Annotated in this window: 8 protein-coding genes; all 8 read right to left on the bottom strand. The window is 38.9% G+C overall.

The window, feature by feature from the left end; translation table 11 throughout:
* Window positions 1–27 precede the first annotated feature (27 nt).
* On the bottom strand, window positions 28–4,869 hold the full coding sequence (locus H5160_RS00205) for an NAD-glutamate dehydrogenase (protein WP_182736321.1): 4,842 nt from the start codon (window positions 4,867–4,869) through the stop codon (window positions 28–30).
* A gap of 208 nt (window positions 4,870–5,077) precedes the next feature.
* Complete coding sequence (locus tag H5160_RS00200) at window positions 5,078–7,399, bottom strand: RND family transporter (RefSeq protein ID WP_182711197.1); 2,322 nt, start codon at window positions 7,397–7,399, stop codon at window positions 5,078–5,080.
* Window positions 7,399–8,394: a YCF48-related protein gene (locus H5160_RS00195; protein ID WP_182695649.1), complete on the bottom strand. Its 996-nt coding sequence runs from the start codon at window positions 8,392–8,394 to the stop codon at window positions 7,399–7,401. The genes H5160_RS00200 and H5160_RS00195 overlap by 1 nt, the downstream gene beginning before the upstream one ends.
* A gap of 126 nt (window positions 8,395–8,520) precedes the next feature.
* The gene (locus H5160_RS00190; RefSeq protein WP_165721954.1) at window positions 8,521–9,885 is read right to left on the bottom strand and encodes a DUF1329 domain-containing protein; all 1,365 of its coding nucleotides are present in this window, start codon (window positions 9,883–9,885) and stop codon (window positions 8,521–8,523) included.
* Between the two features lie 13 nt (window positions 9,886–9,898).
* Window positions 9,899–11,998, bottom strand: a complete 2,100-nt coding sequence (locus H5160_RS00185) for a DUF1302 domain-containing protein (RefSeq protein ID WP_154903039.1) — start codon at window positions 11,996–11,998, stop codon at window positions 9,899–9,901.
* A gap of 252 nt (window positions 11,999–12,250) precedes the next feature.
* Window positions 12,251–12,472, bottom strand: coding sequence for a DUF2835 family protein (locus H5160_RS00180; protein ID WP_010552655.1), 222 nt, complete (start codon window positions 12,470–12,472; stop codon window positions 12,251–12,253).
* Window positions 12,473–15,067 (bottom strand): aminopeptidase N, encoded by a 2,595-nt coding sequence (pepN, locus tag H5160_RS00175; RefSeq protein WP_182736319.1) that lies wholly within the window; start codon window positions 15,065–15,067, stop codon window positions 12,473–12,475.
* A gap of 47 nt (window positions 15,068–15,114) precedes the next feature.
* Window positions 15,115–16,578, bottom strand: a complete 1,464-nt coding sequence (gene nhaC / locus H5160_RS00170) for a Na+/H+ antiporter NhaC (protein ID WP_002961908.1) — start codon at window positions 16,576–16,578, stop codon at window positions 15,115–15,117.
* Window positions 16,579–16,608: the final 30 nt, after the last annotated feature.

Below are 16,608 nucleotides of genomic sequence, written 5' to 3'. Positions count from 1 at the left end.
CTAAACAATTAACTGATTAAAGCTAAATTATTTTCCTGACGTATCACAATTGTGGCTTAACAACATAAGTTCACGAAGTGCAACCGAGAACTTAGCAAAGTCGTGGCTTTGTGATGTTTTAAACTCAGCCAGCATTTGTTTCCAGCGTTGAAGTAATAAATCTTGGCTATCCATCCACTCGTCTATTTGACTATCAACATCGCTCTCATCACCTTCAAAGCTATTTAATACAACTTCAGATAACGTACGTTGCTGCCAATCAAGCTCTTCTCGATAAGACGAGCGAGCAAGTGCTTGCCAATGATTTGCTACTGGTTGCTTAGTTATTTGCTCTAAGAACCAATGCAGACCCATTCTTGCACCTAGTTTAAAGTAAGTATTGGACACCATCGAAATACTCTTACCTGAACTATTCGCAACTTCTGCTAAATCCATCACAGAGAATAAGCTTGATAAAGAAACAATACGATTAGCTATATCTGTTGGAACGCCCGCGTCAATTAACTTATTGGCCTCAATTACAATACGATCATTTTCTTTTTCAATCATATACGTATTTAAGTTATCGCTTAAATCTTTAAAGGTTGGCGCAAAGAATTCAATTCCTTGTTCAATCGTTTGTGACTTATTACGGTGACGTAAGAACCAACGCGTTGCACGGCGCACAGTACGACGAAGTTGGTAAAGCATTTCAGTTTGAACTGCTGCTGGTATTTTATTATCAAGTGCACTAATAGAAGACCATGTTTCACGCATTTCAAATATTTCGCTAGCAATTGAGTAACACATTGCTATCTCAGCTTCATTAGCACCAGTTTCTTCATGCATACGTACCATGAAGTTTAAACCCATATCGTTAACGATACTGTTAGCAAGTTTAGTTGCAATAATTTCTTTACGAAGTGGGTGGTTGTTCATCGCATCGTTAAACTTCTCACGCAATGGGCGTGGGAATGACTTAACAAGCAATTGGCGATAGTAAGGGTTTTCAGTAATTTCATCACTTACTAAAGACTCTTTTAATACCATTTTTGCGTAAGACACTAGCACTGAAAGCTCAGGACGAGTTAAGTCTTTACCTGCAGCGGCGCGTTCTGCCAATTCTTCATCACTTGGAATAAATTCGATAGCACGGTTTAACTTGCCTTCTTTTTCAAGCGCATGAATAAAGCGAATCTTTTCTTTGAGCGTTGAAGTTCCTTTAGACTGTGTAATTGAAATAGTATGTGTTTGACGGTAACAGTCTTTTAATACTAATTCAGAAACTTCATCTGTCATTGAGTAAAGTAGCTCATCACGTTGTTTACGTGTTAGGTCACCTTCAGCGACTAAGCCATTAAGTAAAATCTTAATGTTAACTTCGTTATCTGAACAGGCAACACCCCCTACGTTATCAATGAAGTCAGTATTAACACGACCACCTTTAGCTGCAAATTCAACACGACCTAATTGCGTTGCACCTAAGTTACCGCCCTCGCCTATTATTTTAGCGCCTAAATCTCTACCATTGATACGTAGTGCATCGTTTGCACGATCCCCTACATCGGCATCAGTTTCTTTAGAGTGTTTAATGTATGTACCAATACCGCCATTCCACAGTAAATCAAACTCCATCATTAATGAGGCTTTCATTAACTCATTTGGTGTCATACTAGCTTTTTTAGTGCCCAACATTTTTTTCATTTCTGGGCTAAGCGTAATTGATTTAGCTGCACGAGAGAACACACCGCCACCGGCAGAAATTAGCTCTTTATTGTAATCTTCCCAAGAAGAACGCGGCATATTAAATAAACGTTCGCGCTCAGGGTAAGATGTAGCAGCATCTGGATTAGGGTCAACAAAAATGTGCATATGGTTAAAGGCAACTTGTAGACGAATATGCTTAGATAACAGCATACCATTACCAAATACATCGCCTGCCATATCGCCAATTGCTACTACTGTAAAGTCGGTAGTTTGACAATCAATATCCATTTCACGGAAATGTCGTTTAACTGACTCCCATGCGCCTTTTGCTGTGATACCCATTTTCTTATGGTCATAACCAACCGAGCCACCAGATGCAAATGCATCACCTAGCCAGAAATTGTATTCGTTAGCAATGCCATTTGCGATATCAGAGAAAGTAGCAGTTCCTTTATCCGCTGCAACTACTAGGTAAGCATCATCTTCATCATGACGAACAACATCGCGCGCTGGTACTATTTCACCACGCTCAATATTATCAGTAATATCTAAAAGACCACGGATAAAGATTTTATAACACTCTTGGCCTTCTTTGATAAACGCTTCACGCTCAATCGGTAGTTGTTTACATACAAAGCCACCTTTAGAACCAACAGGTACGATTACCGTATTTTTAACTTGTTGTGCTTTAACTAAGCCAAGTACTTCAGTACGGAAGTCTTCACGACGATCTGACCAACGCAGACCACCACGCGCTACTTTGCCGTAACGTAAATGCACACCTTCTACGCGCGGAGAATAAACAAAAATTTCAAACGCAGGTAAAGGAAGTGGTACATCTGGAATTAAGCTAGGTTGTATTTTAAACGACACATAAGACTTAAACTGTCCGGCATCGTCTTTTTGGAAATAGTTAGTACGCAGCGTCGCAACAATCATATCTACGTATAAACGTATAATACGGTCATCATCAAGGTTTGCTACATTTTCAAGCTCTAAATAAATTTGCGTGCTTAGCTTTTCAAGTGTTTTAGCACTTGCAGGGCTTTTAACTGAGAACTTTTTAGCAAACAAGTTAACAATTTGCGCTGCGATATTTGGATAATTTGCAAATGTACTTTCTATGTAGCTTTGTGAGAACGTTACACCAATTTGACGCATGTACTTAGCGTACGCACGTAAGATAGATGCTTCGCGGCCTGTTAGGCCACCCATTAACACTAAACGGTTAAAACCATCGTTTTCAAGGCGGTTGCCCCAAACATTTGTTAATGCAGCACGAAAACGTGCTGAGATTTTATCAAAATCTGCCATCCCTTTGCTGTCAATAAGCATCGAGAAGTCCATGATCCAGTTGATACGACCATCGCTAGTTTTAACTGAATATGGTGTTTCACCAACAACACGAAGGCCAAAGTTTTCAAGCATTGGCATGACATCAGATAAGTGAATCGGCTCATCTTTATGGAATAAGCTTAATCGTACAATATTGCTGTTTGCTTCTTCTTGAGGACGGTAAAACAACATTTCTAGTTTGTTTTCATCGCTAAGTAGTTCTAACTTTTCAATATCAACAACCGCAGCACTTGGAAGCACTTCATCTTTGTATGAGCGTGCAAACGCATTACAGTATTTACGATTTAAATCGTTACCACGAGCTTCACCCGCAGACTCTAAAAGTGCAGATTGAAGTTTATCTTCCCACGTACGTGCAGCTTCTACTAAATTGTTTTCGATGTCTTTCACGTTATATTCGATCTTGTTGTCGGTCACACGAACGGTGTAATGAGTACGCGCCAGTGTTGACTCAGAGAAATAAGTAGTAAATTCGACTTTGTCGTCAGAATTAAATGCATTAGCTAATATATCTTGCGTTTCACGACGAAGAGCCGTGTTATAACGCTCGCGAGGTACATAAACCATACAAGATAAAAAACGACCATACGCATCTTTACGTACAAACAAGCGACACATATCGCGCTCTTGTACTTGTAACACACCCATAGCAACTTCAAGTAGCTCACCTTCGCGCGCTTGAACTAGCTCATCACGTGGGTAGGTTTCTAAAATATTTAAAACAGCTTTGTAAGCGTGAGTACCTTTAGCAAAATCACACATTTCCATAATGCGATTAATTTTACTTTTTAACACAGGTACATCAGTAGCACTGTTATTGTAAAAGCTTGATGAAAATAAACCGATAAAGCGGTCTTCACCAATTACATTGCCTTCATCGTCAAAACGCTTAATGCCTACATAATCGATGTAAGCTGGACGATGAACACGAGAAACAGAGTTAGTTTTTGTTAAAATCAGTAGGTTGCTGCTACGAGCTTCTTGACGTGCAACTTCAGGTAATTCTGATAATAAGCGAGTGTGTTCTTCAGTCGAGTTTTTCATCAAGCCTAGGCTTGTATCCATTTTACCTTTTAGTTGGTAATCACCTTGAACTGGGCTTAACTCATATTCACGGTAACCCATTAGGGTAAAATTATCTTTAGCTAACCAATCTAAAAACTCAGTTGTTTCTGAAACTTCATCTTTACTTTTATTATGATGACGTTTAGGTAACTCTTTAGTCACTGCAATCAATTTTTTACGGATTGGTTGCCAATCATCAACAGCAACTGACACATCAACAAGCACAGACTCTAATTCTTTTTTGAAAGACTCAATCACAGAAGAATCTGTTTGACGGTCAATTTCAATAAAAAATACTGTTTTAGTAGATGAAGATTCTTGCTCTGCTTTTAAATTTGATAATCCAGAAATTTTAGCGTTTTCATCACGCTTAATTTTTAATGGGCAGTGAAGTAATAAGTGAGAGGCGATATTTTCACGAGTCATGGCCATACGAACAGAATCAACTAAGAACGGCATATCTTTAGTGATAATTTCAACGATTGTATGTGATGACTGCCAGCCATCTTTTGCCACTTCTGGATTGAAAACGCGGATAACAGCGTCGTCAGTAGTATTTTTTTCTAGCGAGTTCCAAAGGCTTAATGCTGCGCCATATAGGTCACTATCGTTGCGGTTTGCCAAATCCTCTTTAGACATATTGCTGTACAAGGCTTTGGCGAATTTCTCAACGAGTAACACATTATCAGCGCGAACTTTTTTCTGGATCAGCTTACAGACATTATCTAGGATAACCGAGGCTTGGCCTTCATTTCGTGTCATTGTATGTTCCTTAATCTATTACTGCTAAAAGCAGAATATTTGTACAGCGTATTATTAGCGTGAAGTCAGTTAAATTCTAACCCTTTTACAGCTAATAAACAGCCTTTTCGATGAAAACATTTTAAGCATTTCAGCTATTTGGTCATCTATTCACAAAATATAGATATAAATGGCCATTACTGGCCATTTAGGAGCAAAAGTATTCACATTATTTTTTCTGGTCAGTCCAGAGAAGGCTACCAATTGCGGGTAATAACAACACTGCACCTAACATATTCACTAAAAACATGAAGGTTAATAGTATACCCATATCAACTTGGAATTTAAGATCTGAGAATATCCAAGTGCTCACACCAATAGCTAATGTAATACCAGTAAATAGAACCGCGCTGCCACGCTCAACAAGCGCATTTCGATAAGCAACACTAAGCGGTACGTTTTGCTTAAGCTGCCCCATCATCGACGACAGTATATAAATACCGTAATCAACACCAATACCTACACCTAATGCAATTACAGGTAAAGTAGAAACTGTTAAGCCTATTTCCAGCTGTACCATAAGTGCTTGGGCAAGGGTTGATACAATATAAAGCGGTAATACCACGGCTACTGTTGCTTTTACGCTTCTAAAGCTCATTAAACATAAAATAATAACGGCACCATAAACGTAAAGCATCATGGGTATTTGTGCTTCTGATACAGACTCATTAGTAGCTGCCATTACGCCCACAGGTCCTGACGCTAATTTAAATGCTAGTTTTTCAGTGCCCTCTTCTTGTGCAAATTGCTTAACACTCTTAATTACGGTATCGATAGTTTGTGCTTTATGATCATCTAAGAATATAATCACTGGCATAACTGAACAATCACCGTTAAGTAAGCCTGTACTAGTTTCAACTCGAGACGTTGACTGTACTAAGCTTGCTGAATTTCGTGGCAAACTCTGCCATTTTAAATTGCCTTCGTTGTAGCCCGCGTTAACCGATTGAGCTACAGAGCTCAAACTTACAGCAGACTGCACACCGGCCACATTCTCAACTTTGTATTGAAAACGGCTTATACGCTCCATCACATCATGCTCAGTACATGCTGCAGGATACGCCTCTACAATTACTTTTAAAATATCAGACGAGATAGTGTACTTATCCGAAATTAAAAACGTGTCTTGGTTATAACGGGCATCTTGATGAAGAGATGGCGCGCCTGCGTGTAAGTCACCTATACGCATTTTATCTGCTTGCCAGTAGCCTAGAGCAAATAAAACAAGGGTAAAACCGATAATCATTTTAGCGATTTTAGGATCGGTTGCTTTTACTAAAATGTCTCTGATCTTATCAAGTATATTAGGCTTCTCAGCATCACCAGATTGAATATGTACACTGTTTTCAAAGTTCATGTACGACGCCCAAACTGGCAGCAAAATTAAATTTGTAAATATAATTACTGCCACACCTAAACTCGCTGTAATAGCAAGTTCGCGGATAATACCAATATCAATAGTAAGTAATGTTAAAAAGCCTACGGTATCTGAAAGCAGTGCAATACCACCAGGTATTAATAAAGCCCTGAAACTTGACTGACAACAAATTCGCGTACTTTTTCCTTCACCTACTTTTTTGCCAATCGCATTGATCATCTGCACACCATGGCTTACACCAATAGCAAACACTAAAAACGGCACCAAAATAGACATAGGGTCTAGTCCAAACCCTAAACTTGAAAGCAGGCCTAATTGCCAAATAACAGCAATAATAGAACACGCGATTGGCAAAATAGTTAGCTTTAAACTGCCACAAAATAGCCAAACCATAATAAAGGTAAAGGCGATAGCAATGGCAAAAAATACGACTACCCCTTTTGCGCCTTCAGCTATATCACCAGCCATTTTTGCAAAGCCAATAATATGAATACTTACTTTGTCTGTACTTAAAGGCTCTCTTAAATCACTTTCTAGCTTTTGTGCAAAAGCTAATGTGTCTAATTTTTGTTGTGTTTGAGGATCTGTTTCTAAAAGTTGAGCCGTTACCATTGCACAAGAGTAATCGCTGGCAATCATACGCCCTACAACTTTTGCTTTTTCAATGTTTTCCTTTACTACACCTAATCCACGCGTATCTGCTTTAAAGTTTGCAGGAATAATTGGACCACCGGCAAAGCCATCCTCTACTACTTCTACAAAGCGAGCACTAGGTGAAAATATAGAATTCACTAAAGGACGATTTACACCAGGAATAAAATAAAGCTGATCGTGAACCGCTTTTAATTGAGTAAAAAATTCTGGATTAAATATATCTCCGCTGTCGTCACATACTGAAATTAAAATACTGTTTGCACCACCAAACTGTTTTTCATGTTTAGTGTATACCTTCATGTAATCGTGATTTAACGGGATATTTTTATTAAACGATGCATCAAGTTGAATTTGAGTCGCTTTAAATACAAGTAAACAGGTTATAAGTGCAAAACTTATAAGCATAATTAAGCGATGTCTAAAAATCGCCTTTTCAATAAAATCGAGTAACTTATGCATTAAGGGGTTAACTCCTTCACTTTAATGCCATCTTCTGTAGCCATGATCAATCTGTTATCTAAAATTACACCATCAAGAATCGCTTTACCGTCAGCAAGCTGCTCATGGGTGAGTAACCCATCTTGAAGATGAAAAATAACGCCACTATTAGCGAGCATGAGCCATTGTTTGTTATTATAATTAATGATGTTGTTAATCGTCGCTGTTTTAACATTTTCAAAATGCTGCCACTGCTTTTCGCCACTTTGCTTTGCAAAAACATTACCTCGTAGCCCCGCCACAATTTCTTGAGTGCTATCAGAGGCAACTGCAAAGAATGAACCGGGATAAACTTCTTCTATTCTTTGCCAAGTTTGACCATCGTCAACGCTTCTGGCCATTAAACCCATTTCACCAACGAGCATTAATCCATTGTCTGTTTTTTCTATACGATTAAAGTGCGGTAAGATAGAAGCAGTTTCCGCTTCGTATCCTTGTGGGTCATTTTCTTTTAAATCGTTTAAGTAATCACGATCATCACTAAAAAGTAGCGAATCTAAAAAGCGTTTTTGCCAATGTTGACCACCGTCTGTAGTTTGATAAAACATGCCATATGCGCCAACTGCAAAACCTTTTAAGTCATCTTCAAATAAAATATCTAAACATGGTTTGTCTAATTCAGGTAATGCTTGTTGTAGCTGCCAATTAACGCCACCGTCAGTAGTATTTATGATTGTTGCATCGTGGCCACACGCCCATCCATTATTTTCGTTACTAAAATCAACGGCAGTTAAGAGCACTTGAGTTGGAACTAGCTCAGCTTGTTGCCATGAATCACCCGATGTACTTTTAATAACAGTACCGTGTTTACCAACAGCAATTAAGCCATTACCCGTGTTAGTTATATCAGTGAGTAAGGTTTTAGCTGCATTTGTTGCACTGATTGCATAGTTAGGGGCTTCTTGTGCAACACTCGCACCGCTTATTATCAGGCTGGCATATACCAAATACTTCATAAATTTTAATCGCCTTGTACGAGAGAGTTGTTTGTCTTTTTACTAGGGAGTGCGTTGCGCGCTGTAAGACAAACGCGATGAGAAAGGAAAAGGCACTTAACATATTGTTAAGTGCCTAGTTTAATACTATCTACCTGCGCGACGTAAAGCGCTTGAAGTAAATTCGTTATCGTTAAACGACTGTGAAAAATCGTACATTTTTTCTTGGTTATCTAAACCAATTGCTAAATAACGACGAGAATTCAAATCATGATAAACCTCAAGGGTACTCCACTGTGTAGGAACTTCGTAATAGTTAAGGCCATAAGCCATGGCTACACGGTAAAGTTGGTCGCGGTTATCATAAATATCAGTTACCTGTACTTGCCAGCTATCTTCATCAATGTAAAACACACGCTTTTTATAGATATGGCGTGTATCATCTTTTAAGTTAGCTTCAACAACCCAAACACGATGTTTTTCGTAACGTGTATGTTCTGGGTTAATATGGCCAGGCATTAAAATATCATCGTACTCTAGCTTGTCGCTATGAAGTTTATAGCTGTTGTAAGGTATGTATAACTCTTGCTTACCTTTTAGCGTCCAGTTGTAACGATTTGGTGAGCCATTAAACATATCAAAATCATCGGTAGTGCGCAGGCTATCTGCAGCTGTGCCTGGTGCATCATATGCAACATTAGGTGCACGACGAACACGACGTTGCCCCGAGTTATAAGTCCATGCTTGGCGCGGCGTTAATATTTGGTCCATTGTTTCATGAACTAATAATGCAGTACCCGCTAAACGTGCAGGCTCTGTAACGCTTTGTTTAAACTTAAACAAAATGTTTGAGTCTTGTAGCTCTGCAGGTGTTGCGCTTGGGTCTGAGTATTTAACTAATAGCTGCTCATCAAAACCAACATAGTTGTAAGAGCCAGATGCAGTCGGTGCAGCTTGACCACCAAAGCGCTCAATAGACTGGCCACGGTAACGTAATAAGTGATTCCAAATTGCCTCTAAACCTGTTTTAGGAATAGGGAAAGGAATACCTATCGCGGTATTTTTAATACCGTTACCGCCTTCGATTAATTCAGCAGTCGGTGCAAACTTTTTAGTCGCGTCATAAACAAACTGAGGGTACGAAGCTGAGCGGCGTGTTTCATACACTGGCATTTTAAATGTGTCTGGGTATGCTTCAAATAAAGCAATTTGACCCGGACTTAAATTGGCTTTGTACTTTTCAATATTACTTTTATCGATAGTGAAAAGCACTTTATCAGCTGTAAATGGGTCAAGATGATGCATACCAGCTTCATAACCTGCAGGCGCTGTTGTAATTCCATTATTCCACGCTGGAATAGAACCATCAGCATTCGCAGCTTTTTCTGCACCCATTGGCGTTAAGTTTTGACCTAATTGAGCAACTTCATCAGCGTTTAATTTAGCCAAGGCTGCGCTGCTTGCAAACAAACTACAAAATGCTGTAGCGATGAGGGTAGGTTTTTTAATCATAGTAATGTTACCCCTAAATAGAATATTTTAAGTTAAAAGAAACGTAATCGCGGTCTGAGAATGTATTAACACCGCCACCGCCCCAAAACGAGTTATAGCTCACATCAAGTGACCACGCATTTTGGTAGTTAAAGTTCATCGTAGCACCTAAAGATTTACGATCTTCGATAAATAAGAACATAGGATCTGGTGTATTACCGTTTACGTCATGAGAAAATACAAAACGTGGTGAAAAGTTAATACCTTTGTAAAAGTTGAAGTAGTCGCCTTTCGCAATTAGGCGGTAACCCCAAGACGATGCTGTAGCGAATGATTTCTCTTCAGCGCCATTTGATAGACCAAGTTGCAATGTTGAATAATCAGTAGTACCTGGGCCTGTTATTGTGCCACTACGGCCAGTGCCTGATACATTTAAACGCATTTCGTCATAGCCAGGCATATCGTGAATTTTAACTACACCCACTTCACCAACTACAGCCCAGCTATCAGCACCTAATGAAGGACCAAATAAATGTGTTGCTGTAAATTGAATTTGTGATGTATCACGTTCAATGTAGCCTTTGGCAACTTCACCTGCACCAACTGAGCTTACCGCATCGCCTATACTCATTTGCGAAATACCCGCAAAATCAGGACGAATACCAGCAACCGCCAATTGCTCAGGCATAGCTGTGTAAAGTAACTCTACGTCATCAATTTGTAGCGGTTCATCTTGGCGAAAAGCAAATTCACCCGCGAAGGCTGTTTCGCCAATAGTCGTATTAAAACTTAAACCATATAACTTAATATCTTCAGGGTATTCGTTTTCAGCTTTAGAAAAAGCAGTTAAATCAGCAACATTATCTGACGTGATTTCTGTTGTCATGATCATCGCTAAATCTTGGGCAATTGCAGCTTGTGAAAAGTTTGATACGCGACCAGATATAAGCGGACGACGGCTATGATAATTCACGTGATAGAGTGCAATTTCAGTATCATTAAATTCAGGTAAAAATACACCTAAACGTAAACCATACTGACCGCCATCTTCAGGCTCTGTTTTACCATTATCTCCTTTACCTTTTAAAGCAACTTTAGTTGGGTATGCAAGATACATTTGAGCTAATAAAGCACTTCCTTCTGCACTTGAAGGATCAATACCTTGTGCTGCTGCGGCCAATGCAAAATCAGATGTTAAGTTATTCAAGCTATCTGTTAAAAAAGCGACATCAATATCAGGATTAGACGTAAAACCTAATTGAACATTCTGCTGATAACCATTTTCTGCTGCAAAGTCATTAGTCGAAAAATACGTACCAGCTGCTGGTAAACGCGTTTCTTGCCATTGGTATTGGTAGAAACCTTCAAGGGTAATGTTGTCAGTAATGCCAAGCGATGCCCAAAGCATGCCTACAGGTATGAATGCTTCTTTAAGCTCAGCACCTGGCGCTTTCAATCGGTCAATATCAACTGGGTTTACGTTAATACCATGAGATATAAGTGTACTCTCACCCCAGTTAACTACTTGTTGACCTAAACGGACAGATAAAGGGTTATTACCATCATTTAAATCAAAATCAGCCCACACAAACGCATCTAATAAACGAATATCTGCACAGCTTTGCGCTTTAGTGTCTTTATCATCACACGGATCAACCCCCTGCCCTGATGTAGGATTTGAATATGCATGATAGCCATCCATCAACGCAAAGTCATAAAAATACATGAAGCGAGTGAACAAACCGTAGTTATCTTTATTTATTGAAAGGTCGTGTGTTCCCTTCAAAAGTTTTGAAAATGAGTCACCACTGTCAAAATTTAAATTACCAGCATCACCATTATTTGAATAAGAGCCAGGTTGAGCCCATACATCTTGAGATGAGTAAATAGTGTTGTTTAGCGCAGGGTTGTAACCTGTCCAATCAAATGCCGGATTGTTACTTTTACCAATTAGGCTAAAGTCTCTGTCTTCTACGCGAACACTTTGCCCATATGAAAAGGTTGAATCGAAGGTAATGTCAAAACCTCCAGCTTCAAATGTTACAGCTTGTGTACTTGCTGCAGATAAACCTAAGCTAGCGGCTGCTATACCTATAGCGATTCTATTTTTAACAAAAAGCGATCTTCTTATCATTTTGGTTCCCCCCTGTCGCGGGTCATTTTGTGTGATCAAGTTATTGTTTTTAGTGTAATCATAACGATAGAAGCGAATCAGTGAAATTACAAATACTCGCTCTAATCTTCCGTATACTTTATATTTTGGTTGACGCTTACGTATTGGTAAGACGTCGTACCAGATAATTTATACACGTAATTTAACAATAGGACAAATTGAAATTAACAAAAATACAATATTTTTATGTATATATAACATAAAAACCGAGTGTCAGGCCACTCGCTCTAGGCGGATAAACTTGTTTTCGGGGGTTAATAAGAGTCTAAAACGGCCACGTACACCTAAACTTGAAATGAAGGGCCTCAAATGTGTAGCAGCAAAACGAATCGTTTTACCGCCATCTTCTACAACTTGTAAAGAGCTAAAACGGCCATGGTAGTAATCCATGCACTCGTTATAGCTCAATCTTAAGGTAAAATAATACTCAATCATTTATGCGAGCGCTTTTTCAACCTTTTCATACAAATCAGCACTTAGCCCATCTAGATTAGCTAAGCGTTGTAATTGCAGTTTCATTGCTTGAGAGCGAACATCATCGTAACGCTTCCATGACATGAACGGTGTTAGCATACGAGACGCATTTTGTGGATTAATTGCATTAAGTTTTATTAACAAGTCACCTAATAACGTATAGCCTTGGGCATCTGAGCGATGAAATTGTGCTGTATTAAAGTGACTAAAGCTTCCTACAAGTGCACGTACACGGTTCGGGTTTGAAAAATCAAAACACGGATGTTCGTAAAGTGCCTTAATATTATCTATAGCTTTATTGCCTGACTGCATAGCTTGCAGTGCAAACCACTTATCCATCACTAAAACATCATGGCGCCATTGACTATCAAAATGATTCAAAAGCTCTTCTTGTATAGGGTGGGATGCTTTTACCACTGCGCTTAGTGCACCAAGTACATTGGTCATATTAGTCGAACTTGCGGCTTCTTTAATAAAGCTTACAGCCTCTGGCTTTTGAGTTTTAGCCAAATAATGCAAGCATATTTGTTTTAAAGCGCGTTTAGCAACGGAGCTTGCACTTATACTGCCATCATCTTCAAGAGATTCGTAACAAGCAAGCAGTTCATCAGCAAGTTCGTCAGCAATTTGTTGCTCAAACTTTTCTGTTATTTCAATAATCTCATCAACAGGTATTACTTCAAATTCAGCGGCTAATGTATCAAAACTTGGCAGTTTAAACAGCTCTGCAATTAAGGCTAAATCACCCTCTTTGGTGTTTATAAGTACACGTAGCGCATTTATAGTTTCGCTGCTTAACATGCTATTAGTTGTGTCGGTAATCTGAGACTTAATCGCTTTAATAAATAGCTGCTGTTGTGCATCCCAACGTGAAAAATCACTGCGTGCAAAACGCATAATATGCAATAGTTCGGGCTCTGTTGTTTGCTGATTTAAAATACAAGGTGCAGAAAAATCTTCGAGTAAAACCGCAACAGGCTTTTCTAAGATATTATCAAAGCTAAATGTTTGAGTCGTACTTGTTACATCAAGCACATGATCTAGTTTTTTACCTTTACATTGCAGAGCAATACTTTCCCCATTCGCATCAAGTAGTTCAATAGCAAAAGGTATATGAAGTGGTTTATTGTCTGGCTGATTGTCCGGTGCTGCTTGTTCTATTGTTAATGTATACGTATTTGAACTGCTATCAAAATGTTGTATTGCATTTAAGCGCGGGGTACCCGATTGACTATACCACAGCTTAAATTGCTCTAAATTTACACCTGATGCATCGCTCATTGCACTGACAAAGTCATCACATGTTACTGCTTGTCCATCGTGGCGCTCAAAGTAAAGTGTCATCCCTTTTTGAAAATTAGTTTCACCCAGTAACGTGTGCATCATACGGATAACTTCAGCACCTTTATCGTATACTGTTACAGTATAAAAGTTATTCATTTCAATAACTTTTTCAGGACGAATTGGATGCGCCATAGGGCCTGCATCTTCGCTAAACTGATGCGTACGCATTACTTTAACTGCATCAATTCGGTTAAGTGCACGAGAGCCTAAATCACTACTAAACTCTTGGTCTCTAAATACGGTTAACCCTTCTTTTAGCGATAACTGAAACCAATCTCTACAAGTAACTCGGTTACCTGTCCAGTTATGAAAGTACTCATGCCCTACAATGGATTCAATCGTATGGTAGTCTTTATCTGTCGCTGTTTCTTGATTAGCTAATACACATTTACTATTAAAAACGTTTAGCCCTTTATTTTCCATCGCGCCCATGTTGAAAAAATCGACGGCTACAATCATATAAATATCAAGGTCATACTCTAAATTAAAGCGTTCTTCATCCCATTGCATTGCTTTTTTAAGTGAAGCAATAGCATGAGGTGTTTTAGATAAATTACCCTTATCAACAAATAATGCTAACTCTACGTCTTTGCCGCTTTTAGTCGTGTAAGTATCTTTTAAAACATCAAAATCGCCCGCTACAAGTGCAAATAAATAGCTCGGCTTTTTAAATGGGTCTTGCCATTTCACAAAATGACGACCATCTGATGTTTCACCGCTATCTACTTGATTACCATTAGAAAGAAGTTGTAGATACTTTTTATCCGCAATAATAGTTACATCAAACGTGGCAAGTACGTCAGGGCGATCCATGTAATAGGTGATTTTTCTAAACCCCTGCGCTTCGCACTGTGTGCAATACGCACCGCCCGATAAATATAAACCTTCTAAAGAAGTATTCGTCTCAGGTGATATCTCGGTCACAATACTTAATTGGCAACTATCCGGTAGGTTATTAATTATTAGCTGCTCACCGACAATTTCATAATCCGTTATATCAGCTGTATCAACAGATAAAGACAGTAAACTCAAATCAATACCATCAAGCACTAAAGGTGCTTTTTTATCACCAACTCGGGTAAGTGTTAGTAAAGAGCTTACTTTGGTTGATAAAGGCTGTAAGTCAAATGTTAGCTCTGTGTGGTCAATTAGAAAGTCAGGAGCTTTATAGTCTTTAAGATATTGTGCTTGAGGTTTACTTGATTCAGTCATAGATACTCCAAAGCAGCTCCTTTTAAGTTAAAAGGAGCTGCTTAAAATTAGGCAGATTGTTTTGGCTTAATACGTAAAATTTTAATGCCTAAGTAGGCATAAACAACCGCTAAAACAGGGTTAATTAAGTTAAAGAAAGCGTAGAGTGCATAATCAAAAGGGTTTATAAGTAAAACGCTTTGCATGTATGCGCCACACGTATTCCATGGAATTAGTGGGCTAGTAATTGTACCGCCATCTTCCAATGTACGAGATAAGTTAACAGGCTTCAAACCACGTTTTTCGTATTCATCTTTAAACATACGTCCCGGTACAACAATCGCTATATATTGATCGGCCGCTATTACGTTAGTTCCTATACACGTAGCTATTGTCGCCGCAATTAACGATCCCGTGCTTTTAGCTATTTTAAGTATACTTTTTACGAAAATATCCAAAAGACCTGTTTTTTCCATAATGGCACCAAACATCAGTGCAGTCATAATCAGCCATGTAGTTGTAAGCATACCAGCCATACCGCCACCGCTGAGTAAGGAATCCATCTTATCATCGCCGGTACTTATGCTAAAACCATCAAAGAAAGTAGTCCAAACAAGTTTGAAGTAGCCAACTAGCTGTCCTTGAGAAACATCAATTTGGCTAGCAATTAGATCAGACTGAAACAACATAGCCCAAACAGCGCCCACAACAGCACCAATTGAGATAGCAGGAAATGCTGGCATTTTTTTAATAGCTAAAACTAAAAGTACGATTAACGGGATCAGCATTTCAAAACCAATATTAAAGTTTTGCTGTAAAATAGCCGTTATTTCATCAATGCGCCCTGCTTCGCTTGAAGCTGTTGCATTAAAGCCCATGAATATAAATATAATTAGTGCAATTACAAAACTCGGTACTGTCGTCCACAGCATATGTTGAATATGCTCAAACAAATCAGCGCCAACAACTGCTGGTGCTAGATTGGTTGTTTCTGACAGCGGGCTTAGCTTATCACCAAAGTACGCGCCAGATATAACTGCACCTGCGGTTACTGTTTGCTCAAGTCCAAGACCCGTAGCAACACCCAATAAAGCAACACCTATCGTAGCAGCCGTGGTCCAAGAACTACCAATACTCATTGCTACAATGCCACAAATTAAACAACTCGCTGCATAAAACCAACTTGGATTTATAACTTGTAAGCCATAATAAATTAGAGTTGGTACAGTCCCAGAAAGTAGCCAAGTACCAATTAATGCACCTACCATAAGTAAAATTAAAATAGCACCAAGTGAAAGCGTTATGCCTTCTATCATAGCTTGTTCTAATTTTTTCCATGTGTAACCGTTTTTAAGACCAATTAAAGCCGCTGCAAAAGTGGCAAATAAAAGTGCTATTTGGTTAGGACCGGATGAAGAGTTGTCACCGAATAAGTATACAGCCGCGCCAAGTAAACAGATTAATACAGAGATAGGAATTAATGCATCAAAAAACGAGGCAGGCTTGATTGGTTTATCTTCCAATGGCTTCAAAATAGAGACTCCTACACACACTTGCTGTGT

Origin of the sequence: Pseudoalteromonas sp. SG43-4 (assembly GCF_014164325.1) — a bacterium.
Taxonomy (GTDB): domain Bacteria; phylum Pseudomonadota; class Gammaproteobacteria; order Enterobacterales; family Alteromonadaceae; genus Pseudoalteromonas; species Pseudoalteromonas distincta.
This window is presented reverse-complemented; position numbering and strand designations above follow the sequence as displayed.